Origin of the sequence: Pelagicoccus sp. SDUM812003, assembly GCF_031127815.1 — a bacterium.
In the GTDB taxonomy this organism is placed as follows: Bacteria; Verrucomicrobiota; Verrucomicrobiia; order Opitutales; family Opitutaceae; genus Pelagicoccus.
Map to the genome: position 1 here is coordinate 217,373 of NZ_JARXHY010000007.1, position 21,652 is coordinate 239,024.

Annotated in this window: 22 protein-coding genes; 12 read left to right on the forward strand and 10 right to left on the reverse strand. The window is 58.3% G+C overall.

Annotated features, from left to right (window positions below):
* Positions 1 to 60 precede the first annotated feature (60 nt).
* Both QEH54_RS11860 and rho read right to left on the reverse strand, forming a co-directional pair.
* The gene (locus QEH54_RS11860) at positions 61 to 1,827 is read right to left on the reverse strand and encodes a hypothetical protein (RefSeq protein ID WP_309018891.1); all 1,767 of its coding nucleotides are present in this window, start codon (positions 1,825 to 1,827) and stop codon (positions 61 to 63) included.
* A 142-nt stretch (positions 1,828 to 1,969) separates the two neighbouring features.
* Positions 1,970 to 3,100, reverse strand: a complete 1,131-nt coding sequence (rho, locus tag QEH54_RS11865) for a transcription termination factor Rho (RefSeq protein WP_309018892.1) — start codon at positions 3,098 to 3,100, stop codon at positions 1,970 to 1,972.
* A gap of 206 nt (positions 3,101 to 3,306) precedes the next feature.
* On the opposite strand from rho, the gene acs reads away from it, so the two are divergent.
* From acs to QEH54_RS11880, 3 genes are all read left to right on the forward strand, one after another.
* A complete protein-coding gene (gene acs / locus QEH54_RS11870) occupies positions 3,307 to 5,253 on the forward strand; it encodes an acetate--CoA ligase (protein ID WP_309018893.1) in 1,947 nt (648 codons plus the stop codon).
* A 160-nt stretch (positions 5,254 to 5,413) separates the two neighbouring features.
* Positions 5,414 to 6,625: a ribose-phosphate pyrophosphokinase-like domain-containing protein gene (locus QEH54_RS11875; protein ID WP_309018894.1), complete on the forward strand. Its 1,212-nt coding sequence runs from the start codon at positions 5,414 to 5,416 to the stop codon at positions 6,623 to 6,625.
* A 26-nt stretch (positions 6,626 to 6,651) separates the two neighbouring features.
* A complete protein-coding gene (locus QEH54_RS11880; RefSeq protein ID WP_309018895.1) occupies positions 6,652 to 7,056 on the forward strand; it encodes a DUF1801 domain-containing protein in 405 nt (134 codons plus the stop codon).
* A gap of 42 nt (positions 7,057 to 7,098) precedes the next feature.
* Here the strand turns inward: QEH54_RS11880 and QEH54_RS11885 are convergent, their stop codons facing one another.
* From QEH54_RS11885 to QEH54_RS11900, 4 genes are all read right to left on the reverse strand, one after another.
* Positions 7,099 to 8,184: a M20/M25/M40 family metallo-hydrolase gene (locus QEH54_RS11885; protein ID WP_309018896.1), complete on the reverse strand. Its 1,086-nt coding sequence runs from the start codon at positions 8,182 to 8,184 to the stop codon at positions 7,099 to 7,101.
* 21 nt (positions 8,185 to 8,205) lie between these two features.
* The gene (locus QEH54_RS11890; protein ID WP_309018897.1) at positions 8,206 to 8,943 is read right to left on the reverse strand and encodes an SDR family NAD(P)-dependent oxidoreductase; all 738 of its coding nucleotides are present in this window, start codon (positions 8,941 to 8,943) and stop codon (positions 8,206 to 8,208) included.
* Between the two features lie 66 nt (positions 8,944 to 9,009).
* Complete coding sequence (locus QEH54_RS11895; RefSeq protein ID WP_309018898.1) at positions 9,010 to 10,389, reverse strand: dihydrolipoyl dehydrogenase; 1,380 nt, start codon at positions 10,387 to 10,389, stop codon at positions 9,010 to 9,012.
* Between the two features lie 34 nt (positions 10,390 to 10,423).
* Positions 10,424 to 10,978 carry a DJ-1 family glyoxalase III gene (locus QEH54_RS11900; RefSeq protein ID WP_309018899.1) on the reverse strand — a complete coding sequence of 185 codons (555 nt, stop codon included), beginning with the start codon at positions 10,976 to 10,978 and terminating at the stop codon, positions 10,424 to 10,426.
* Positions 10,979 to 11,060: 82 nt separating this feature from the next.
* On the opposite strand from QEH54_RS11900, the gene QEH54_RS11905 reads away from it, so the two are divergent.
* From QEH54_RS11905 to QEH54_RS11920, 4 genes are all read left to right on the forward strand, one after another.
* Positions 11,061 to 12,065, forward strand: a complete 1,005-nt coding sequence (locus QEH54_RS11905; RefSeq protein WP_309018900.1) for an NAD-dependent epimerase/dehydratase family protein — start codon at positions 11,061 to 11,063, stop codon at positions 12,063 to 12,065.
* Positions 12,066 to 12,143: 78 nt separating this feature from the next.
* The gene (locus QEH54_RS11910) at positions 12,144 to 12,452 is read left to right on the forward strand and encodes a YbaB/EbfC family nucleoid-associated protein (RefSeq protein WP_309018901.1); all 309 of its coding nucleotides are present in this window, start codon (positions 12,144 to 12,146) and stop codon (positions 12,450 to 12,452) included.
* A 19-nt stretch (positions 12,453 to 12,471) separates the two neighbouring features.
* Positions 12,472 to 13,065: a recombination mediator RecR gene (gene recR, locus QEH54_RS11915; protein WP_309018902.1), complete on the forward strand. Its 594-nt coding sequence runs from the start codon at positions 12,472 to 12,474 to the stop codon at positions 13,063 to 13,065.
* A gap of 32 nt (positions 13,066 to 13,097) precedes the next feature.
* Positions 13,098 to 13,478 carry an Hpt domain-containing protein gene (locus QEH54_RS11920; RefSeq protein ID WP_309018903.1) on the forward strand — a complete coding sequence of 127 codons (381 nt, stop codon included), beginning with the start codon at positions 13,098 to 13,100 and terminating at the stop codon, positions 13,476 to 13,478.
* Positions 13,479 to 13,565: 87 nt separating this feature from the next.
* On the opposite strand, the gene QEH54_RS11925 is transcribed toward QEH54_RS11920, so the two are convergent.
* A complete protein-coding gene (locus tag QEH54_RS11925) occupies positions 13,566 to 14,201 on the reverse strand; it encodes a response regulator transcription factor (RefSeq protein ID WP_309018904.1) in 636 nt (211 codons plus the stop codon).
* A gap of 609 nt (positions 14,202 to 14,810) precedes the next feature.
* Here QEH54_RS11925 and QEH54_RS11930 point away from each other — a divergent pair.
* The 3 genes from QEH54_RS11930 to QEH54_RS11940 all read left to right on the forward strand — a co-directional run bounded on the left by QEH54_RS11930 (position 14,811) and on the right by QEH54_RS11940 (position 17,877).
* On the forward strand, positions 14,811 to 16,046 hold the full coding sequence (locus tag QEH54_RS11930) for a beta-ketoacyl-[acyl-carrier-protein] synthase family protein (RefSeq protein ID WP_309018905.1): 1,236 nt from the start codon (positions 14,811 to 14,813) through the stop codon (positions 16,044 to 16,046).
* A 15-nt stretch (positions 16,047 to 16,061) separates the two neighbouring features.
* Complete coding sequence (locus QEH54_RS11935; RefSeq protein WP_309018906.1) at positions 16,062 to 16,316, forward strand: phosphopantetheine-binding protein; 255 nt, start codon at positions 16,062 to 16,064, stop codon at positions 16,314 to 16,316.
* 148 nt (positions 16,317 to 16,464) lie between these two features.
* Complete coding sequence (locus tag QEH54_RS11940; RefSeq protein WP_309018960.1) at positions 16,465 to 17,877, forward strand: NAD(P)/FAD-dependent oxidoreductase; 1,413 nt, start codon at positions 16,465 to 16,467, stop codon at positions 17,875 to 17,877.
* Positions 17,878 to 18,002: 125 nt separating this feature from the next.
* On the opposite strand, the gene QEH54_RS11945 is transcribed toward QEH54_RS11940, so the two are convergent.
* The 3 genes from QEH54_RS11945 to rplU form a co-directional block, all read right to left on the reverse strand.
* Positions 18,003 to 18,356: a hypothetical protein gene (locus QEH54_RS11945; protein WP_309018907.1), complete on the reverse strand. Its 354-nt coding sequence runs from the start codon at positions 18,354 to 18,356 to the stop codon at positions 18,003 to 18,005.
* A 168-nt stretch (positions 18,357 to 18,524) separates the two neighbouring features.
* Positions 18,525 to 18,767 (reverse strand): 50S ribosomal protein L27, encoded by a 243-nt coding sequence (gene rpmA / locus QEH54_RS11950; protein WP_309018908.1) that lies wholly within the window; start codon positions 18,765 to 18,767, stop codon positions 18,525 to 18,527.
* 43 nt (positions 18,768 to 18,810) lie between these two features.
* Positions 18,811 to 19,125 carry a 50S ribosomal protein L21 gene (gene rplU, locus QEH54_RS11955; RefSeq protein WP_309018909.1) on the reverse strand — a complete coding sequence of 105 codons (315 nt, stop codon included), beginning with the start codon at positions 19,123 to 19,125 and terminating at the stop codon, positions 18,811 to 18,813.
* A 79-nt stretch (positions 19,126 to 19,204) separates the two neighbouring features.
* On the opposite strand from rplU, the gene QEH54_RS11960 reads away from it, so the two are divergent.
* Both QEH54_RS11960 and ilvC read left to right on the forward strand, forming a co-directional pair.
* Positions 19,205 to 19,939: a class I SAM-dependent methyltransferase gene (locus tag QEH54_RS11960; protein WP_309018910.1), complete on the forward strand. Its 735-nt coding sequence runs from the start codon at positions 19,205 to 19,207 to the stop codon at positions 19,937 to 19,939.
* Positions 19,940 to 20,129: 190 nt separating this feature from the next.
* Complete coding sequence (gene ilvC, locus QEH54_RS11965) at positions 20,130 to 21,614, forward strand: ketol-acid reductoisomerase (protein ID WP_309018911.1); 1,485 nt, start codon at positions 20,130 to 20,132, stop codon at positions 21,612 to 21,614.
* Positions 21,615 to 21,652: the final 38 nt, after the last annotated feature.

Below are 21,652 nucleotides of genomic sequence, written 5' to 3' on the forward strand. Positions count from 1 at the left end.
CGAAAACGCCGCATCCGAAGACGCGGCGTTTGCAAAGGGAGGCGACGGGCGGCGAAGCGCCTATTCGGTTTCGCCGACGGCGATGATGTCGGGATCGAAGGAGGCGGCGAAGCGGTAGGTCTGACCGGGACGCATGATGAGCGGATGGTCGCGCTCGAGGATCTGCAGGTAGTGCAGGTTTCCGTAGTTGGTCCGGTAGTTGCGGTCGTTGGTCACCACTTCGGTCTCCTTCCAGGTGCCCTGGAAGTCGTCCTTCTGCACGGTGCAGCGCAGGCCTTCCGCGCCAAGCATCGGGCAGGAGTCCACGCGGTAGCGGGAGTGCGGAGATCCGATGGCCAGCACGTAGCGGAAGCGATCGAGGGTGATCTGGTTCTTCACCGTGTAGATGAACTCGCAGGAGATCTGGTTGCCAGCGAAGGTCCAGTTGACCTTCACGGTGCCCAGACCCGGAACGATCTTCTCTTCGGTGTTGATGAACTCCGGCTGCTCGTAGCGGAAGTAGAAGGAGCGCTTGAAGCCGAGGCCAGTGGTGCACTTCTTGCCGTAGTAGGCAGGCACGAACACGTTTTCGCCAACGGTCAGCTCCGGCACCATGATAGGCAGGTAGCTGTTGTTCGGCCAGTCGAAGACGCCCGGCGAGTGCGGGAAGGGAAGGCAGTCCGCGGTGGGAGTCCCATTGGAAGAGATCAGCGGCATCTGCAGCTGCAGCCCGGAGTCCACGTTGCGGTAGAGCAGGAGGCCTTGTTCCTTCTTGTTGGACTTGTCGAAGATGACGAAGCGGCAGCCGGACTTGAACGGCTCTGGGGCCGCGGCGGGCGGAGCGTCGATCTGCTTGGAGAGACGCGACCATTGGCTGAGGTAGCGAGCTCCGTCGAAGTTGGCCAAACGGGTGGTGTGCTTCGGGTAGGCGGTGCGCTCCTCGTCGCGAACCACCAGGTAGCCGTGCTCCTGGTCGAGGAAGGTCACGTAGAAGTTATAGAACAGGCGACGCAGCAGGTCGAAGTACTTGCTCTTCTTGTCTTCGGGAACCCAGCCGTCGCGGAAGCCTTGCATGAGCAGGCTGATGAGGTGCATCTGGCCGTAGGCGCCGCCGTTGTTGGAGAAGGACCAGCCCAGACCGTCTTCGCGCACCAGATCGGGAAGCAGCTTGATGTACTTTTCGGCGAAGGTGCGCAGCGAAGGGAGCTTGCGGTCGCGCAGGCCGGGGTTGCTATGCAGCTGCAGGGCCTGGCGGATGAAAACGAAGGACATCACGCCGTAGAGGGAGAAGGAGCCGCCGATGCCTTCTTCGTCCACGTCGTCGAAGTAGCCGTTGGAGCTGGTCTCTTGGATGCGGGAAAGGAAGCGCTCGATGAGGCGGCCGGTCTCGTCCTTCTTGGAAAGACCGAGGGAGAAGCGGCATACGGCCTTGGCGATGTTGAAGGCCTGCCAGTGGTTGTTGTAGTCGCTGCGGTTGAGCAGCAGACGATCGAGGTGCTCGCGGGTCTCGTCCACCAGGCGCTCCCAGACCGGGTTGCGCTCCTTGGATGGACCGAAGGAGAGCAGGCCGAGGGCGGCGTAGGCCAAGCCGTTTTCCTGCGGGGGATCGCGGAAGGCCTGGGCGGTGATGCAACGAGCCGCGAGATCGATCAGGTCCTTGCCGTCCAGCTCGGTTTCTCCGGTTGCCCGATAGAACTCTCCGATGGCTAGAGCAGCGTGACCTGATTCATCCAGACGCGAATCTTCACCTTCGACAGGTGTGATGGTTCCATCGGGATTGATGGAATCCAAATTGTGGCTGAGCATGGAGCGAGCCATGTCGAGGCACTGTTCGGAGAAACTATCCATAGAGAGAGAGAACTGTGATGGTGTCCGCTTAGGGGCGGACGACAGAGGAAACGTTCTTTTTCTTGCGAGTCCTTGTGGCAGATCAAGCGTTAAGCGCTTCGCAAGGGGTTTATTATGTAGAGATGGCGCTCTTGGCGCCGTTTTAACGACTGATCAGATCGAGGAGGTCTTGATTGGATTCAGTCTTGGAGAGTCGAGTGAGCATGGTTTCGGCGGCCTCTTCGGGCTTTTGCTGAACCAGGGCGCGGCGGAAGAAGTGGATGCCTTCGAGCTTTTCTTCCGGGATGAGCAGCTCCTCGCGGCGGGTGCCGGAGGTGGCGATGTCCATGGCTGGGTAGATGCGCATGTCGGCGATCTTGCGGTTGAGCACCATCTCCATGTTGCCGGTGCCCTTGAATTCCTGGAAGATGAGTTCGTCCATGCGGCTGCCGGTTTCGATCAGGGCGGAAGCTACGATGGTCAGGCTGCCGGCTTCTTCGGTGTTGCGAGCCGCCGCGAAGATCTGACGCGGCTTTTCCAAGGCCCGGATGTCCAGACCGCCTGACATGGTGCGTCCGGACTTCTTGGCGGAATTGTGAGCGCGAGCCAGTCGAGTGATGGAGTCCATCAGGATGACCACGTCCTTGCCGCATTCCACCAGGCACTTGGCCCGCTCGATGCAGAGGTCGGCTACGCGCAGGTGGCTTTGCAGATCCTCGTCATTGGAGGAGGCCCAGACTTCCGCCTCGATGTTTCTGCGGAAATCGGTCACTTCCTCCGGGCGCTCGTCGACCAGCAGGATCATCAGGTGGATCTCCGGGTGGTTGGCGTTGATGCCTTGGGCGATGTGAGTGAGCAAGGTGGTCTTGCCTGTTCGTGGCGGGGCCACGATAAGACCGCGGGTGCCTTTGCCGATGGGGCAGAAGAGGTCCATGGCGCGAGTGGTCATGCGCTTGCCATCGGTTTCCAGACGAATCTGCTCCTCCGGCGTGATGGTGGTGAGCTGGGTGAAGGGCATCACCTTTCGGCGCTCGTCCACCGGCATGCCGTCCACGCTTTCCACGTAGCGAACCTTAGGGTTCTGGAAGCGGGGATCCGCGGTGGCTTGAGCGACGATGTAGTTTCCGGAACGGAGCTTGAAGCGGCGGATCAACTCCTTGGGTACGAATGGATCGGTGGGGCGCTGGCGGCCGTTTTTGCTCATGTCGAGCAGCTGGCCGGTCTTCTTCTTAGTGACTTCGAGGACGCCCTCGACGGTGATGGTATTGTCTGTTTGCTCGTTTTCGCTATCCATTGAGAAGCGTTGTTGGGAGGCTGATTAGGAGTGTATCGAAAACCGAATACGCGACCGATGAGGGTTGAGAGTCGTGGTTCGTATCCAATCCGTGTATAAAGTATAGTGCGTCAGTGCTTTCCGAGGCTTGACCGGGAGGGGGAAAGGGCGGCAATGTAGGGGCTTGTGCTTAACCCCAATAACCCTAACCAGCGAGGATTGACCTAGTGGCAGAAAAGATCACTTCTACGTCGAAGGATGGTGAAAGAATTGCACCTTCGTCCGAATTTAAGAAGCAGGCTACCATTTCGAGTTTGGCCGAATATAAACGGCTTTACTCGGAGTCTGTAAACGCTCCGGAAAAGTTCTGGAATACCCAAGCGAAAGAATTGCTGAAATGGCGCAAGCCATGGCGTAAAACGCTCGAGTGGAAAGAACCCCATGCCAAATGGTTCGTAGGAGGCAAGCTAAATGTTTGCGAGAACTGCGTAGACCGACATCTCGGCACCCCTCGGGAGAACAAGGCCGCCCTGATTTTCGAAGGCGAGACCGGCGACCAGAAGACCTTGACCTACAAGCAGCTCCATGTGGAGGTTTGCAAGTTCGCCAACGTGTTGACGGGCCTCGGAGTGAAGAAAGGCGACCGTATCGCCATCTACATGCCGATGAATTGCGAAGCGGTGGTGGCCATGCTGGCCAGCGCTCGCATCGGCGCTGTGCACACGGTGATTTTCGGCGGATTCAGCTCCGAGTCCATCAAGGATCGCGTCAACGATTGCCAAGCGAAGGTCATCGTGACCGCGGATGGCGGCTGGCGCCGCGGCTCCGTGGTGGAGCTCAAGAAGAACGTCGACGACGCGGTCAAGGGTTGCCCGAGCATCACCAACGTAGTCGTGGTCAAGCATATCGGACACCGCGTATCCATGAAAGTAGGACGCGATGTTTGGTATCACACCCTGATGAACGACGCCAGCCACAAGCACGCCGCCAAGGCGTTCGATTCGGAGACGCCGTTGTTCGTCCTTTATACCAGCGGGAGCACGGGGAAGCCGAAGGGCGTGCTGCACACCAGCGGCGGCTACCTGCTGGGAACCACCATGACGTCGAAGTACGTTTTCGATCTTAAGGAAACCGATACCTACTGGTGCACTGCGGATATCGGCTGGATCACCGGCCACAGCTACGTGACCTACGGCATCCTCAGCAACGGAGCGACCAACGTGATCTACGAAGGAGCTCCCAACTACCCGGAGGTCGACCGATTTTGGGATATCGTGGAACGCCACCGCGTGACCATCTTCTACACCGCCCCGACTGCGATTCGCGCTTTCATGAAGTGGGGCGACGAGCCGATCAAGAAACATGATCTCAGCTCCCTGCGCCTTCTCGGCACCGTGGGCGAGCCCATCAACCCGGAGGCTTGGCGCTGGTACTATAAAACCATTGGCGGCGAGCGTTGTCCAATTGTGGATACATGGTGGCAGACCGAAACGGGCGGTATCATGATCACTACGCTCCCAGGAGCGGCCCCTTCGAAGCCCGGCTCGGCAGGACTTCCTTTCTTTGGCGTGGTGCCCAAGGTTTTCGATGACGCGGGAAACGAGGTGAAGAAGGGGGAAAACGGCAAGCTGGTGCTCACCACGCCGTGGCCTTCCATGCTGCGCACGCTTTACGGCGACAACAAGCGCTACAAGAAAGTCTACTGGAGCGAATACAAGGGCGTCTATTTCTGTGGCGACGGCTGCAAGCAGGACAAGGACGGCTACTTCTGGATCATCGGTCGCATCGACGACGTATTGAACGTTTCAGGACACCGCATCGGCACCGCCGAAGTGGAAAGCGCTTTGGTGAGTCATCCCTCGGTCGCGGAGGCTGCCGTCGTCGGCCGTCCGCACGACATCAAGGGCAACGCCATCGTGTGTTTCGTGACCCTTAAGCAAGGACTCGAAGGCACCGACGAATTGCGTCGCGAGCTGCGCGACCACGTGGGGCACGAAATCGGAGCGCATTCCAAGCCGGATGAGATTCGCTTCGCCGCGGCCTTGCCGAAAACGCGCAGCGGCAAGATCATGCGGCGCCTGCTCAAGGACATCGCGGTCGGCAAGGAGATCAAGCAGGACACCACCACCTTGGAGGACCTGAGCGTGGTCAAGCAATTGCAGGCCCAGGACTAGCCGCCGCCACGCGTTTTTCGCCAAGGCGACGGATTTTTTCCGAGCGGGCCCGCGGGCCCGCTTTTTCGTATCGACAAATTCAGCCCCGACGATGCAGTCCGAAATATGCGGCGCGGGGTGACTTTTCTAGGAACGCGTCTATTGTTTAGATTTGAGAGCTGTGAAAGAGAACGAACCGAAACACATCGTCGTTGGTAACTCTTCGGATGACCCTTTCGCCATCGACGTGGCGTTCGCCATGGGGCAACTGGAGGACGTGTCCGACATGATCAGCATGAAGCTGTTCGCCAACTCGGAATTCTGCCCCCGCTTCATTTCCGACGAAAACGACCGCTCGAATATCGGCAACAAGCTGCAGGGCAAGAGCATCATCATCGTCAGCACCAGCAATCCGAACATGAGCAGGCAAAGCCTCGCCATGCGCACGCTCATGATCGCTCGAGCGGCCAAGGAAAACGGGGCGTCGAAGGTCACGCTGGTGGAGCCGGATCTCTACTACAGCGCCCAGGACCGCGGAGCCCGCCCCGATTTGGGGGAAACCGGCTTCGAGCGCGACACCGACGACCTGAAGAAGTTCGATGGCCAGCCTTTCACCGCGAAGCTCTACGCGGAGATGCTGAAGCTGGCCGGCGTCGACCGGGTGGTCACGGTGCACAACCACTCCACCTCGGTGCAAACCATGTTCACGCGGGTGTTCGAAGGGCAGTTCTACAACCTCATCCCCTACGACATCTACGTCGACTACCTGCTGAACTCGAACATCGTGAGCTACGGTCCGGAAGGCGAGGGCCTGGCCCTCTGCGCTCCGGACAAGGGCGCCCGCGATTTCGTGAGGGAGATCCACCGCCGCTTGGGGCTGCCCAAGGCCAAATCCATACTGCTCGACAAGGAGCGCACGGGAGAGCGGGAGGTGGAGATCAAGCTGCACGCGGAGAGCGAAGACACCTTTGAAAGCATTTCCGGCCATGACGTGGTGCTGTTCGACGACATGGTGCGCACGGGCTCAACCGTGGTCAAAGCCTGTCAGTTCCTTCGCCAAGGCAATCCGGGCCGCACGGTTTTCGCTCTGACGCACTTCTACGCCAGCGGCGAGGGCCGCGTGAAGATGGCGAACACCGCCATCAACGAGATTCTTACCCTCAACACCATTCCAACCATTCTCAATCGCGACGTGCAGGGTCGCCTGCGCAAGAAGCTGGTGGTTCTCAAGATCGAGAAGTGGATCGCCCAGGAGCTATGCAAGATCCTCGGCGTCCAGTCGCCCGATCAAGGCAAGAGCTTCTATCAGATCGACATGTCCTCGAAGAATCTGCGCTGGAAACGAAAGATCTGGCTGAGCGAGCAACTGCAGTCGCTCAAGTCCGAAGGATAGCGACGCCACAGCAAGGAAGGGAAACGGTGGCGAATCCGAAGGGAAAAACCGTAGCGGCGCTGCTGGCCGAGGTCGAGGATCCGGAGCTGCGTCGCGACGCCAAGGCTCTGCATGCCTTGATGAAGGAGCTCACTGGCCTAAAGCCGTCGGTATGGAGCGACAGCATGATTGGCTACGGAAGCTATCGGTATCGCTACGCCAGCGGTCGTGAAGGCGAGTGGTTTCGCATCGGTTTCGCCCCGCGGGCTCGCGGATTGAGCCTTTACCTGATGTCGGACTTCGAAGGCGAAGAGCAGCTGATGCAACGCATCGGAAAGCGCAAGATGGGAAAATGCTGCATGACCTTCCGTCGCTTGTCGGATTTGGACGAGTCCGTTTTGAAGGAGCTCGTCTACAAGTCAGCCCGGGGCGCCATCCAATCCGAAGTATGAGCTTCGCGGAGTCTTCTGGCGGCGCCCGTGATCAGAGGTCCGCTACCAGTTTCCGTTTTCGCCGGCTTTCAGGCTCTTCGAAAACGCGACCAGAAGTTGGATGCAGTGCTCGACGTCCTGGAGGTCGACCACCTCGCTTGGCGTGTGCATGTAGCGCAGCGGAAGACTGATCAGTCCGGTCGCCACGCCCGCTCCGGCGACTTGGATGGCCCGAGCGTCGGTGCCGGTGGGGCGAGGATCGCCTTCGAGCTGGTAGGGAATGCCGTTCGCTTCCGCGGCCTCGATCAGTTTTTTGAATACGATCGGATTGATATTGGGACCGCGGGTTATGATAGGGCCCTTGCCCAGCTTGAACTCGCCAAACTTGCGCTTGTCGCAGTCGGGGTGATCCGTGGCGTGGCCGACGTCGACGGCCACAGCGAAGGTCGGCTTGGCGTTGTAGCTGGAGATGGTCGCTCCGCGAACGCCGACTTCCTCCTGAGCGTTGCCTACGGAGATGATCTTCGCCTGAAGCTGATCCTTCTCCTTGGACAGGCGTCGCAGGGTTTCGCCTACGATGTAGGAACCGCCCTTGTTGTCGAAGGCGCGCGCTGTGGCCACGCTGCCGTTTAGAAACGCGAACTCGTGATCGTAGGTGGCGACGTCTCCCACTTGCACGCGGGACTGGGCGTCGGCCCGGTCCTTGGCCGCGATATCGATCCACATCTCGTGGATTTGCGGCACCTTCTCGCGTTCCTTGCTATCCATTAGATGCACGGCGCGTTTGCCGGTGACGCCTTTTATGATGCCGTTTCTGGTTTGGATGAGCACGCGACGGCCGGAGATGACGACGCGATCATGTCCGCCCAGCGTCTTGAAGTAGAGGAATCCGTTTTCGTCGATGTAGTTGATCTGCAGTCCGAGCTCGTCGAGGTGGCCAGCGAATAGGGCGGAAGTTTCCGATTCCGGATTGAGGATGGCGATGCGGTTGCCGATGGTGTCCTTCAGGTAGACGTCCGCCGACGGTTGTACGTACTTATCGAATACAGCCTGCGCTTGGGTTTCGGCTCCGGATGGGCTCTTGGCTTCGAGCAGTTCGAGGAGGAATTCAGGCGCTTGATAGTCGGAGGACATAGGTGATGCTTTCAATTTTACTAAACTCTGGTGGCGCTATTTCTTGTAGTTCGCGAGGGTATAGGTCTTGCCGTTTTCCAGGGAGGATATGTCGGATATGAGGTCTTTTATGCGTTCGGCGATCGTATCGGGCGAGGGCACGCGTCCTTCTTCCTTCATCTTGATGAACTCCTGCACTTCGGGAAAATCGTCAGGCGATAGTTTGCGGATGGCCACTTGCATGGCGGTTTCCATCACGCCGGGATTGATATTGATAAAACGGCTGGGATAGTCCGCGGCATCCTGTTCGATAGCGATGGCTCGCACCAGCTGTTCCTGGCCCGCCTTGCAGGCGCAGTAGAGCGACCAGCTGCCCTTGGCTCGGTCTGGCAGGGCGGCTCCGGACGATATCTGTATGAAAAGCTTGGGTACGTCTAGAAACTCCGTGGCGCGAAGGAACTGGGTGGCGGCGATGGTGGATCCGCAAAGGTTCGCGGTGATGGTCTGCTCGATGTCGAAGGTGTCGAGTTGCTGGGCCTTGCCGATCGGGCCGAGCGTGCCGGCGTTGCTGATGAAGACGATGGAGCTCGCTCGCGAAAGGTCGGCTTCCTTCAAAGCGGACGCGAAGATGCTCGAGGCAAGCTGAGCCTTGGAAAAGTCGCATGAGTGAAACTCGCCCTTGAAGTCTCCCTGGGTGCGACCGAAGCCGATGAGTCGCGTATCGGAATCGTTCAACGCTTTCGAGAGCGCTTGTCCAAGTCCTCTGGATACGCCGGTTATGAATATGGTTCGCATGATGATTTGAAGTCCTATGGCAGGTTGATCACTGAGACGGTTCCGAGTCCAGAGGCCATCCTGCCTCTAGAGCTCGTCGACGATGTCTTCAAGCGGGTAGCTGATGATTTCCGCTAAGGTAGGATGATACCAATGAGTTTTCAATAGATCAGCGGCGGTTAAATTGTTGGATACAGCGACCGCAAGGGCGTGGATAAGTTCGCCTCCGTCCTTGGAGACGATCTCGGCTCCCAGAATGCGGCCGGAGGGTTTCTCGGCGAACACCCGCACGAAGCCGTATTTCGCTTCCATGAGGATGGATTTTCCATGGTCGTCGAAAGGGTAGTCGGCAGCGATGAAGTCGATGTCGCGTTCCTTGAGCGCTTTTTCGGTCAGCCCGACGCGCGCCACTTGAGGGTCGGTGAAGACCACATCCAGCATGTGGTCGTAGTTGAGCGGTCCGGGGCCGGGCTTGCCAAACGCGTGTCGAGCGGCGTATTCGCCCTGCAGTACGGCGGTGTGCACGATCTCGTACGGCCCGGCGCAATCGCCTGCGGCATAGATGTCGGGATTGCTGGTCTGCTGGTGCTCGTTGGTGGCGATCTGGCCGTTTGGCTTCAAATCGACTCCTGCCGCATCCAAGCCCAGCCCTCGAGTGGCCGGATAGCGCCCCAGCGCGTTGACGAGATGCTGAGCGAAAACGGTTTTTGATTCCCCTTGGAGCTTGAAGGTGACGGAGTAGCCGGTGTCCGTTTTTTCGATACGCTCGAGTTGCGTATCGGTGAAGAGGGAAACGCCTTCGTCGCGGAACGCGGTTTCCACGACTTCAGAGACGTCTGGGGCTTGGTCCTTGAGAATGTGCGGGCTACGCTGGATTTGGGTGACCTGGCTTCCCACGCGATTCAGGAACTGGGCGAGCTCGCAGGCCACTACGCCGCCGCCGAGCACGATGACGGACTCGGGCAGAAAATCCAGCTCCAGCACGTCGTCGCTGGTCCAGATGCCGTCGTCGTCGAGTCCTGGGATGGGCGGCTTCGCAATCTTGGAGCCGGTGGCCAGTATGAACTTTTTGCCGCGCAGCTGGACGCCGTCGTCGAGCTCGATGGTGTTCGGGCCGATGAAGCGGGCCTGGTTGCGGTAGAGGTCGTACTTTCCGCTGGTCATGGACTCCACGCGGTAGTCGGTGAATTCCTTGATGATTTCCAGTTTTCGCTGATGCAGCGCGGGCATGTCGACCTTGGCGCTTGGAATGTTCAGGCCGAACGCTCGAGCGTTCTGGGCGAGGTGCAGGACTTCCGCCGAGTAGATCAGCGTTTTCGAGGGCATGCAGCCGCGCAGGATGCATAGGCCGCCGAGCTGGCGGGCGCCGTCGATGACGGCGACGTTGTCGGAGAATCCGCGGGCGACGCGAGCGGCGTTGAAGCCGCCGCTGCCGCCGCCGATGGCGATGAAGTCGTATTCTTTCATTAGGTTAGGCTGAAGCGAGCGCTAGTGGGGGAGGTCAAGATTGGTAGTGGATGGAGGCGGCGATTTTGTCGGCGAGCTCCTTCGATTTCATCCTACCAACGAGCGCGAGTGAAAATTCGACTGCGGTTCCGACGCCTTGGGAGGTGATTATGTGACCGTCTTGCACAACGGGTTCTTCCGAGGCGATGGGAAGATCGTCGCGGACGGAGGCGTGCGAGGTGGCGCTGCGGTTGTTGAGCAGTCCGCAGTTCGCCAGCAGCTTCGGGGCGGCGCAGATAGCGGCCAGCAGACCGCCGCGCTTGTCCTGCGCCTTGAGCGCCGCGGCGAGTTCGGAATTATCCAGTTGCTTCAGGACTCCAGGACCGCCGGGAAGCAGCACTAGGTCGAATTCGTTCTCTGCCACTAGGGAGAGGGAGGTGTCGGCGGCGAAGGTGATGTCGTTGCGGCCCTTGACCTGGCTGTTGCCGTCGACCGACGCCACTGTCACGTCGATCTCGGCCCGTCGAAGGATGTCTACGGGAGTGAGGGCTTCGATTTCCTCGATGCCATCGAACACGATGACGAGGGCGGTGGGAGTTGGCTGGCTCATGACGAACGTTGTCTGAAAAAGGGGGCGCTGCAGGCAAACATATATTGGCGCGGCGCCACTGCTTAGGGCGGATAGGCTGACGATGGATTCCGATGCTCGCTCGGCTGGCGAGCTGAGAGCTGCAGGCTTGCGAAAGGGCGAGCGCGCCTGCGATGCTGGGGAAATGTCGAATGAATCGAGCAGGACCTTGTTGGTATTGGGTTGCGGCTATCTCGGAAGGCGAATCGTGGCGACTGCATTGGAGCAGGGGCTGCGCGTGAAGGCCGTTTCCAAGAACGAAGCGAGTTTGGAGGAGGTCGCGCGACTGGGGGCCGAGACCTGCCAGGCTTGGGTGGACGGAGCGACTTGGCATGCTTTCGCGGGCGAAGGAGTCGATTGGGTGGTCAACTGCGTCAGCTCGGCTGGAGGTGGTTTGGAGGGATATCGCCGCTCCTACGTCGAGGGCAATCGCTCCCTGGCGGCGTGGGCCCGCTCTGCTGGGTTTGGCGGAAAGGCGATCTATACCAGCAGTGTCAGCGTGTATCCAGATGCTGGAGGCGGGTGGGTGGACGAACGCTGCTCCAGTGAGCCGAGCAACGAAAGAGGAAAGATCGTGCGCGAGTCGGAGCAGGTTTTTCTCGATGGAGTGGCGAGAGGCAGCGGCTATGTTCTGCGTTTGGCGGGACTCTATGGTCCGGGGCGTCATCTGATGCTGAATACGTTGCGAGAGGGCCCGGAGGAAATCCCTGGATGGGGGGACTACCATTTGAACTTGGTGAGGATCGAGGACGTGGAATCTGCGGTGTGGAGCGTCCTGAATGAGAGCGAACTTAAGCCGGGCGTCTACAACGTGATCGACGACAGGCCGAGCCTCAAGGAGGAGATGGTGGCGTGGATCGCGGACCGATTGAAGATCGCCAAACCGCGTTTCACGGGCAAGCCAGGGGGCGGACGGGCCAGTTCGCGGCGATTGGGCGAGGGAGGCAGGCCGGCGGATCGTCGCATTTCCAACGCGTCCCTGAAGGCCAGCTCCGGTTGGCGGCCTCGCTATTCGGACTACCGGAAAGGCTTTGGCGAACTGATAGACAGGCCACTAGATAGTGTTTGACGCACCCCCGGGCTGGCGGCAGCGTGACGGCCGTTTTTTTCGTCTCATTTCAACCCAATCTATTCGAGGAACGAAACCATGGCAGGTGTAGGAAAATTGCTCAAGCAGGCTCAGAAAATGCAGAAGAAGATCGAGAGCATGCAGGAGGAGCTGGCCAAGGCGGAGCTTGATGTCACCAGCGGCGGCGGCGCGGTCGCGATCAAGATCAATGGCCAGGGCGAGTTTCTGTCGCTGAAGATCGATCCGGAACTGCTCAAGGAGGAGGCGAGCTTGGTGGAGGAGACCTTGCTCGAGGCGGTCAAGGAAGCCGCGGCCAAATCCAAGGCGTACAACGAGGAAGAGATGTCCAAGGCCACGCAGGGCTTCAACATGCCCGGTCTGATGTAGCTTCGAGCGTAGCCCGACGATGACACCCGCCTTCGAAGCCTTGCAGAAAGAGCTGAAGCGATTGCCTGGCGTGGGCTTTCGCTCCGCTGAGCGCATGGCGATCTACCTCCTGCTGGAGCGCCCTGAAGCGGCGGCTTCACTAGCCGACGCCATCCGTAGCGCCTCCGAGCGCGTGCGTAGCTGCTCGGTGTGTGGCAACGTCTGCGAGGAGGAAGCGTGTTCCATCTGTCAGGACGAGCGTCGTTCCGACAGCGGTCTGCTCTGTGTGGTGGAGCATGTCAGCGACCTGATGGCCTTAGAGAAATCGGGAGCCTATCGCGGACGGTACCACGTGCTGCATGGCAAGCTTTCGCCCATAAACGGAATTGGTCCGGAGCGGCTGAATTTGTCGGGGTTTACCGACCGGTTGAAGAGGGAATCGATCGAGGAGCTCATCCTGGCCCTGCCGAACGATGTGGAAGGGGAGGCTACGAGCCATTACCTGACCGATCTGGTAGGAGAAGGCTCGGTCAAGGTGTCGCGCATCGGATTTGGACTTCCGAGCGGGGCGTCCGTTCTGTACGCCGACACCGTTACCTTGAAAAGCGCCCTCGAAGCGCGTAAGGCTTTTTAAGAATCCTTTCTTCGATCTAGACCCCGTTTCCCATGCTTCCAGATGTATCAAACGAAGACGTTTATCGGCAGAGGACGATAGACGAACTGTTGCTAAGAGAAAAGGACGGTCGGCCGCTGCTGCGTCGCCTGTTCGAAATCTACCTGCAGGAGACGCCGCGTTTGCTGGAGGAGCTGGAAGCGTCGCTGATGGCGAGAGACTCCGAGGCGTGCTACGATGTCATTCATCAGATGAAGGGTTCGGCTGCCGCTCTTGGGGCATTGCGGGTGTTCAAGTTGACCGAAGCCGCTCTCCCGCTCTGCCGAAACGGACAGGTGCTGCAGATCGATGATATCGTCGAGCGAATCGAGTCCGAATCCGACGCGTTCGTGCAGAAGGTGGCGGAGATCCTCGATGGGCACGCAAAGGGCTAGGTCCTCCTTCCGTAAGATCGGCGTGAACGAAAAAGGCGACCCTTTGAGAGGTCGCCTTTCGCGTGCTGAAAAAGTGATGGGCGTTCGCTAGTCCTGGCTGACCAGCTTGAGTTTCACCGCGAGGCGGGTCATGTCGGTGGCTCCGCGTAGGTTGAGCTTGCGCATGATGTTGGAGCGGTGGGCGTCGATGGTGCGAACGCTCAAATTGAAGGACCGAGCGATCTCCTTGGAGCTGTAGCCTTCCCCGACCATCTGCAGCACGTCGGTCTCGCGAGGTGTCAGCATCTTGAGGCTGTCGTTGTAGTCCTTGTTGGTGATCGGCTGGCGGAGCAGCTTGTACGCTTCTGGAGAGTAGTAGACGGCGCCCTTGAGGATCTGGCCGATGGCGTCCTTCAGGCTCTCTATGGAGCTGTTTTTGGTGACCAAGCCGTTCACGCCGCGCTCCACCGTGTTCTTGACGATTTCCGGAGTGAAGTGAGCGGAAACCAGAATGACCTTGCACTCGGGCATGCGGTCCTTGATGCGGTTGAAAACGGTGAGTCCTCCGAGCTTCTTGATCTTGAGATCGAGGATTACAAGGTCGGGTCGGAGGTCGAGACAGGCCTGAAGTCCTTCTTCGCCGTCTTCGTACTGTCCAACTACCTCTAGATTGAAATCCGCCTTCACAATCGATTCGGTAAGCTCCCGGAACAGGATCTGGTCTTCGATGAGTATGACTTTCATTGGGTCGGTAGACTGGTTGGGAGTGAGCACGTGGTTTACTTTCTAGGTGGAGTATTGCGTCGATCGGTAATTCTACCGTGTATGGTTAACGTCTAAATTTGGGCGAGACTGCAAACTTAGCAACAAGTTTGTTCATTCTTTGTGGTTAATTATGTCGTAAACTTTGGAAAAAGAGAAAGCTATGCGGGTCTAGCCCGTGGCAAGTCGTTATCTTATATCTAGTTGCGGTCTATGAAATGGCTTTCGCTGCGATGCGCGATTTGTATGTCCAGGTGGCTGTTTTTTGGCTCACGATCCTGTGAGGACTCTCTAAGTACCTGGAAGTCGCTGGCGAGCCGGGCTAGGTGTAGCGTTGCTTTTCCTTCGCGAGCTCGTGTGCAGGAGGGCCACGACGAGGGAAGGAAACGGGCGAGTGGTCGAAAGCGTTGCGCGAATTTGGCATAAGGGTAACTTTGTAAGATGCCCGTCGGAGCCCCGTTCGGCGCGGGGTGTCGCCCGCGCTTGGCGTTTCGGCTTCGAATTGGGTATCTCGCTCGGGTTTAGTATTGAATGGGAGAGAGAATTGGCTACGCCCAATGAGCTCGCAGCGAGAGAAAGCAATCTACTAACATGGCACTAAGCAGAGTCGTAATCACCGGCGTTGGGCTGACAGCCCCCAACGGAAACAGTTTGAGCGAATTTCGCAGCAACCTTCTAGCGGGCAAGGCGGGTATCAGCCGGATCGACATGCGCTACATGGGGCAGGTGCTGGCTGGCGTGTGCGACTTCGATCCTTTGGCCTACCAGAAACGAAAGGAGCTGCGGGTCGGCACACGCGCTGGCAGCGTGTCTATCTACTGCGCTCGCGAGGCTCTCAAGGATGCTGGCATCGAGGTCGCGGACTTGGTTTCGGACCGCACCGGTATCTACGTGGGCACCACCGAGCATGGCAATGTGGAGACGGAAAACGAGGTCTACAACATTTCCCAATTCGACTACGATACCAAGTATTGGTCGCACCATCACAATCCCCGTACCGTTTCCAACAACCCGGCGGGCGAGGTGTCGCTGAATTTGAAGATCCATGGTCCCGCCTACACCGTAGGAGCCGCTTGCGCCGCTGGAAACCTGGGCCTGATCCAAGGGCTACAGATGCTGCAGCTGGGAGAAGTCGACCTAGCGATCGCGGGGGGCGTTTCGGAGAGCATTCGCTCCTTCGGCATTTTCGCGGGGTTCAAGAGCCAGGGAGCTCTGGCTGAGAACGAGGATCCGAACAAGGCCTCGCGCCCGTTCGACCTCAAGCGAAACGGAATCGTGGTCAGCGAGGGCGGGGCCCTCTACACTTTGGAACGTCTCGAAGACGCCCAGGCTCGCGGAGCGAAGATCTACGGAGAGATCGTGGGCTATCACATCAATTCCGATGCCACCGACTACGTGCTGCCCAATCCCGAGCGCCAGGCTCAGTGCATGCGAGGGGCTCTCAAGAAGGCCGGCATGCGCCCCAGCGAGATCCATATCGTGAGCACCCATGCCACGGCGACTCCCATGGGCGACATTCAGGAGTGCACCGCGGTGCGCGAGGTGTTCGCGGACTGCCCGGAAACCTATGTCAATAACACCAAAGGCTTCATCGGGCACGCCATGGGCGGAGCCGGAGCTTTGGAGCTGGCGGGCAATCTTCCGTCTCTGGAGGACGGCCTGGTGCACCCGTCGATCAACTGCGAGGATCTCGATCCAAAGTGCGCTCTTCCCGGGCTGGTTCTCGGGCAGCCAAAGCAATCGAAACAGGTTGACGCCATTCTTAATAACTCCTTTGGTATGCTCGGTATTAACTCGGCGCTGATCGTAAAGCGCTTTTCGAACTAGATAAAGACGACGTACATGACCAAAGACGAATGCAAACAAGTGGTGCTCGACATCATTTCGGAAATTGCTCCAGACGAAGACCTTACAGATATCAAAGGAGATGTTGCCCTGCGTGAGCAGCTCGATCTCGACTCCATGGACTTTCTTGATATCGTGATGGAGCTCCGTAAGCAGCACAGCATCGAGGTCCCCGAAGCAGACTATGGGCATCTCGCGTCACTGGACAGCTGCGCGGAGTACCTTACGCCGAAGTTCAACGCCTTGGTCTAGAGCGAGTACCTGCAAGCAAATTGACTTTCCGAACGGTCCGACTGGCAGGTCGGGCCGTTTTTCGTTTCGCCTCGATGCGGGAAGCTCGCTGGTTCGAGAGTGGGATCTTGACGACTAAGCGGGCGACGGAAAGCGTAGCAAGGTTCTAATTACGATGGAGCGGTACGACGTAGCGATCATAGGCGCGGGCATGTCCGGTTTGACAGCGGGCATACGTGCGGCGCATTTCGGCAAGAAAGTGGTGATCCTGGAGCAGCACAACGCCCCTGGAGGGTTGAATAGCTTCTACGCCAAGGACGGTCGCAAGTACGACGTCGGGCTGCACGCCATGACCAATTTCGTGCCCGCCAGTGAGCGGCGAGCCATCTTCAGCAAACTGCTGCGGCAGTTGCGCATCGATCGAGCCGAGCTCGACTTGATAGAACAGAAGAGTTCCCGTATCGCGTTTCCGAATACGGATTTGAGGTTCAGCAACGACGAGGCTCTGCTGGAGAGCGAAATCGAAAGAGAGTTCCCTAGCCAGATCGATGGATTTAGGCGACTGAGCGAAACGATTCGCAACTACGCTGATAGCGACTTGGAAAAACCTTATCAGTCTGCCCGCGAATGGCTGCGGGGATTTATCACCGACCCACTGCTGGAAGACATGCTGTTCTGCCCACTGATGTACTACGGTTCCTCGGTGGAGGACGATATGGATGTAGGGCAATTCGTCATCATGTTCCGTTCGCTTCTGCACGAGGGCTTCGCTCGACCGGTGGACGGCATTCGCGTGCTGATCCGGGTGGTGCTTGATCGCTATCGAAAGCTAGGCGGTATTCGAAAAATGAAGACGGAGGTGAAGCGCCTAGTGGTCGACGCGGGCAAAGTGTCGCGAATCGAGCTCGCCAGCGGTGATGAGATCGCCGCCGAGGTGGTGCTTTCCTGCGCCGGGCTGCCGGAGACGTATCGACTGGTGGAGCCGAGCTTAGGCGTCGAAACTCCCGCGCTCGAAGGGCGTCTGGCCTTCGCGGAAACGATTTCCGTTTACCAGGATCTTCCTGAGACTTGGGGGTGGGGCGATGATACCATCGTGTTTTTCAATCGAACGGACCGTTTTTCGTTTCGAAATCCGGATACGCCGATCGACCTGAACAGTGGGGTGATTTGTTTGCCGAGCAACTTCGAGTACGGGGATCGCAAGCCGGACGAGGGGTTGGTGCGCGTGACCTGCCTAGCCAACAACCGTGACTGGTTCGAGTATTCGGAAACGAATTACGCTAAGGCGAAGGAAGATTGGTTTGCCCGGATCCAGAGCGCCATCTTGCCTATGATGCCGCGGCCTACGCGTGCGTACCAGGGCGGGCTGCTGGCTACTGACATGTTCACACCGAAAACGGTTCACCGTTTCACGCGCCGGTCCCGCGGAGCGATCTACGGTTCGCCAAACAAGATCAAGGATGGGCGCACGCCGGTGGATAACCTCTTCCTCTGCGGAACTGACCAAGGCTACCTCGGCATCGTAGGCAGCATGCTCAGCGGCGTGGTGATCGCCAATCAGTACGTGCTCAAGGGCGGTTGAGCGGGGCGGAGCTGGAGAGTTTTCTTTGGTAGGGCTCCTCTCGGCCCAAGGTTGCCGAAGGAGCTTGCCCGGAGGTCCCGCTCCACCATTTGAATGCAGCGCCCTGGTGTCTGGCGGCCCCAAGGCTAGTAGGCGTAGTAGATGTAGGCTACAAGGCCACCGAAGAGAGCGAAGAACAGGACGCTAAAGAGCAAGCAGCCGCGGCGGGTCTGCTGGGCGGCGGATTTTGTGTCGGGCCCTAGCTGTTCGTAGATGTCGGTAGCGACTTGCTCTTTGGGAAGGGATTCCGGGTCTTTAATCTCCAGTTTCCGCGATATCGGGCGGTCCGGTTCGAAGGTTTCCAGCAGACGGCTCGTCTTGGGGCTAGGTGATGGTTTCTCGTTTAGGCATTCTCGATCGATCTGTTGGTCGATCCAGTCGAGATGCTTGAGAAGTAGCTCCTTTTGTTGTCGGAGTTGCTTGAGGTAGTCGCTTTCCATTTTTGCCGCTAGCTAAGTGCCTTCCATCGGCGCGCAATGGCAGGAATTGAGTGATAGCGAAACAGCCCGAAGTGCAGCCAAAAGCGTCCTAGCGATAGCCGGTGACGCAAAAAAAGCCCTTCCGCGAGGGAAGGGCTTCGGAGAGTGTTGTTGTATCGCGCCAGGTCTTTAGGCTTCGACGGCTACCTTGCGGTGAGCTTTGTCGAAAACGACCTTGCCGTCGCTGAGAGCGAAGAGGGTGTGGTCGCGACCCATGCCGACGTTCTTGCCAGCGTGGAAACGGGTGCCGCGTTGACGAACGATGATGTTGCCTGCGATGACGTCTTCTCCGCCAAACTTCTTAACGCCGAGGTTCTTCGGGTTCGAGTCGCGTCCGTTCTTGGAAGTACCTTGTCCTTTTTTGTGTGCCATATCGGTTAGGAGCTAAAAATGGGCTCGTCGGTTGAGGTTTCGCTTACGACTCGATGGAGTCGATCTTGATGACGGAGAGTTCCTGACGGTGGCCGCGGCGACGTTCGTAACCCTTTTTCGCCTTCTTCTTGAAGACGACGATCTTACGACCGCGCTTGTTCTCAAGGATGGTTGCGGAAACCTTAGCGCCATCGACATATGGAGCGCCGAGCTTGAACGCTTCGCCTTCGCCTACAGTGAGGACTTCGTTGATTTCGAGCTTGGAGCCAGCCTCCGTCTGCGGGTAGCGGTTCACGATGAGAACGTCGCCCTCTTGTACGGTGTACTGTTTGCCCTGTGTCTGGATGGTTGCTTTCATTTGGAAAAAATTGGAAACCGCGTAATAAGGTCGCTTTGCGGCGTTTGATCAATCTTTTTATCCGGAAATTTTCCGGAATATGGATGTAGAAAGAGTGCGGGGTTATTTCAATGAAGCGGGTTCAGTGCAACACTATGCTCGCGCTGTGGCCAACGTGGGCCTTTGGAAATCCGAGAAGCTATTGCTGGAGAAGCATTTCGGAAAAAAAGAATTTTTGCTGGATCTCGGCTGCGGAGCAGGACGAGTGGCGATCGGACTTTGGGAGGAAGGCTTCGAGTCGGTGATTGGAGCGGATCTGGCGGAAGAAATGGCCCGCGAGGCCCGCGAAATTGGGGAGTGTCTAGGCTGTCCGTTTCGCTTCGAACGTCAGGATGCGACGAATTTGACCTATCCGGCCGGGAGCTTCGACGGGGTTATCTTCGCCTTCAACGGGCTGATGCAGATCCCAGGAAAGGCGGTCCGTCAGCTCGCCTTGCAGCAAATATATAGAGTGTTGCGTCCGGGAGGACGGTTTTTCTTCTGCACCCTTGATCGAGAGGACCGGCTGTACTCGAAGGTATTCGCGGTGGCGGACGACCCGGAGCACGATCACGCGCAGAACCCGCATCTGATCGATTTCGGGGACCGGCATTTCGAGACAGAGCATGGGACAACCTTTATGCATGTGCCGACGCGAGCTGAGGTTGAGGCGGCTCTCGGTGAGGCGGGATTCGAGCTGATCGAATCGGCGATGCGCAGCGAGCTGGCGCGAGAGTCGGCGGCGGTGCTGGATTTTTCAGAGGACTGCCGCCTTTGGGTGGCTAGGAAAAGTTAGGAGCGAGTGGAAAAGTTTTTGCTACAACGTTGTAGCAAAAACTTAGGCTGCGAGGAGGTGGGCGAATCGTGCGATGGGCGGATCGCTTTGTTCGGATTGGAAACTCTGTTTGGCTGTTCGAAAAAGCGCTTTACCCGAGGGGAGAGGCGTCCATAGTGCGGGGTTTTCCAAATTCTAGAGACCTCGCACCATGAGCAGAAAAAACTACTTCAATACGCTGACGCTTGCCCAAAAGCTCGATCAGCTCGGCCGCTGCCGTTTCATGAATCCCTCCGAGTTCAACGGAGTCGAAGCCCTCAAGGGCAAGAAGGTGGTCATCGTCGGTTGCGGAGCTCAAGGGTTGAACCAGGGCCTCAACATGCGCGACTCCGGTCTCGATGTTTCCTACACCTTGCGCAAGGCGGCCATCGACGAAAAGCGTCAGTCTTGGAAGAACGCCACTGAAAATGGGTTCACCGTTGGCACCTACGAAGAGTTGCTTCCCACCGCTGACCTCGTGCTCAACCTCACTCCGGATAAGCAGCACACCGCCGTCATCAACGCGGTGCAGCCGCTCATGAAGAAGGGCGCCACTCTCGCTTACTCGCACGGTTTCAACATCGTGGAAGAGGGCATGGAAATCCGCAAGGACCTGACTGTGATCATGGTCGCTCCTAAGAGCCCCGGCACCGAAGTGCGGGAGGAGTACAAGCGCGGCTTCGGCGTTCCGACCCTCATCGCGGTGCACACCGAAAACGATCCGGAAGGCAAGGGCTGGGATATCGCCAAGGCCTACGCTTGCGCCACTGGCGGCGATCGCGCTGGCTGTCTCGAGTCCAGCTTTATCGCTGAAGTGAAGTCCGACCTCATGGGCGAGCAGACCATCCTTTGCGGTCTCCTGCAGGCCGGTTCTCTTCTCGCTTATGACAAGATGATCGCCGAAGGCATCGAAGCCGGCTGGGCATCCAAGTTCGTTCAGCACTCCTTCGACACCATTTGCGAAGCCCTCAAGCACGGCGGCATCACCAACATGATGGATCGCCTCAGCAACCCGGCCAAGCTCAAGGCTTTCGAGCTTTCCGAGCAGCTGAAAGACATCATGCGCGACCTGTTCGACAAGCATCAGGAGGACATCATGTCCGGCGCTTTCTCTAGCGGAATGATGGCTGACTGGGACAACGACGACAAGGACCTGCTAGCCTGGCGCGAAGCGACCAACGAAACCGCTTTCGAAAAGTCCACCGCTGGCGACGTCGAAATCTCCGAGCAGGAATACTTCGACAAGGGCATCCTCATGGTGGCCTTCGTTCGCGCTGGCGTGGAGCTGGCATTCGAGTCCATGACCAACGCAGGCATCAAGGAAGAGTCCGCTTACTACGAGTCGCTGCACGAAACCCCGCTCATCGCCAACACCATCGGCCGCAAGAAGCTCTACGAGATGAACAAAGTCATCTCCGACACCGCTGAGTACGGTTGCTATCTCTTCTCGAACGCCGCGATTCCTCTGCTCGCCGACTTCATGTCCGGCATCAAAACCGACGTGATCGGCAAAGGTCTCGAGGTGAAGGACAACGCGGTCGACAATCAGGAGCTCGTCGCTGCCAACGCCAAGATCCGCAGCCACGGCGTGGAAAAGATCGGCGCCGTGCTGCGCGGCCACATGCGGGCCATGAAGAAGATCGCGGTTGGCGGTTAAGCGCTGACGTATCCGATTTTTGGATTTTTAAGAAAACG

What these genes read in the sequence shown, in the direction of transcription:
- QEH54_RS11860 (WP_309018891.1), bottom strand. Translation starts at nt 1,827, where the DNA reads ATGGATAGTTTCTCCGAACAGTGCCTCGACATGGCTCGCTCCATGCTC.
- rho (WP_309018892.1), bottom strand. Translation starts at nt 3,100, where the DNA reads ATGGATAGCGAAAACGAGCAAACAGACAATACCATCACCGTCGAGGGC.
- QEH54_RS11890 (WP_309018897.1), bottom strand. Translation starts at nt 8,943, where the DNA reads ATGCGAACCATATTCATAACCGGCGTATCCAGAGGACTTGGACAAGCG.
- QEH54_RS11895 (WP_309018898.1), bottom strand. Translation starts at nt 10,389, where the DNA reads ATGAAAGAATACGACTTCATCGCCATCGGCGGCGGCAGCGGCGGCTTC.
- QEH54_RS11900 (WP_309018899.1), bottom strand. Translation starts at nt 10,978, where the DNA reads ATGAGCCAGCCAACTCCCACCGCCCTCGTCATCGTGTTCGATGGCATC.
- QEH54_RS11905 (WP_309018900.1), top strand. Translation starts at nt 11,061, where the DNA reads ATGGATTCCGATGCTCGCTCGGCTGGCGAGCTGAGAGCTGCAGGCTTG.
- QEH54_RS11910 (WP_309018901.1), top strand. Translation starts at nt 12,144, where the DNA reads ATGGCAGGTGTAGGAAAATTGCTCAAGCAGGCTCAGAAAATGCAGAAG.
- recR (WP_309018902.1), top strand. Translation starts at nt 12,472, where the DNA reads ATGACACCCGCCTTCGAAGCCTTGCAGAAAGAGCTGAAGCGATTGCCT.
- QEH54_RS11920 (WP_309018903.1), top strand. Translation starts at nt 13,098, where the DNA reads ATGCTTCCAGATGTATCAAACGAAGACGTTTATCGGCAGAGGACGATA.
- QEH54_RS11925 (WP_309018904.1), bottom strand. Translation starts at nt 14,201, where the DNA reads ATGAAAGTCATACTCATCGAAGACCAGATCCTGTTCCGGGAGCTTACC.
- QEH54_RS11930 (WP_309018905.1), top strand. Translation starts at nt 14,811, where the DNA reads ATGGCACTAAGCAGAGTCGTAATCACCGGCGTTGGGCTGACAGCCCCC.
- QEH54_RS11935 (WP_309018906.1), top strand. Translation starts at nt 16,062, where the DNA reads ATGACCAAAGACGAATGCAAACAAGTGGTGCTCGACATCATTTCGGAA.
- QEH54_RS11945 (WP_309018907.1), bottom strand. Translation starts at nt 18,356, where the DNA reads ATGGAAAGCGACTACCTCAAGCAACTCCGACAACAAAAGGAGCTACTT.
- rpmA (WP_309018908.1), bottom strand. Translation starts at nt 18,767, where the DNA reads ATGGCACACAAAAAAGGACAAGGTACTTCCAAGAACGGACGCGACTCG.
- rplU (WP_309018909.1), bottom strand. Translation starts at nt 19,125, where the DNA reads ATGAAAGCAACCATCCAGACACAGGGCAAACAGTACACCGTACAAGAG.
- QEH54_RS11960 (WP_309018910.1), top strand. Translation starts at nt 19,205, where the DNA reads ATGGATGTAGAAAGAGTGCGGGGTTATTTCAATGAAGCGGGTTCAGTG.
- ilvC (WP_309018911.1), top strand. Translation starts at nt 20,130, where the DNA reads ATGAGCAGAAAAAACTACTTCAATACGCTGACGCTTGCCCAAAAGCTC.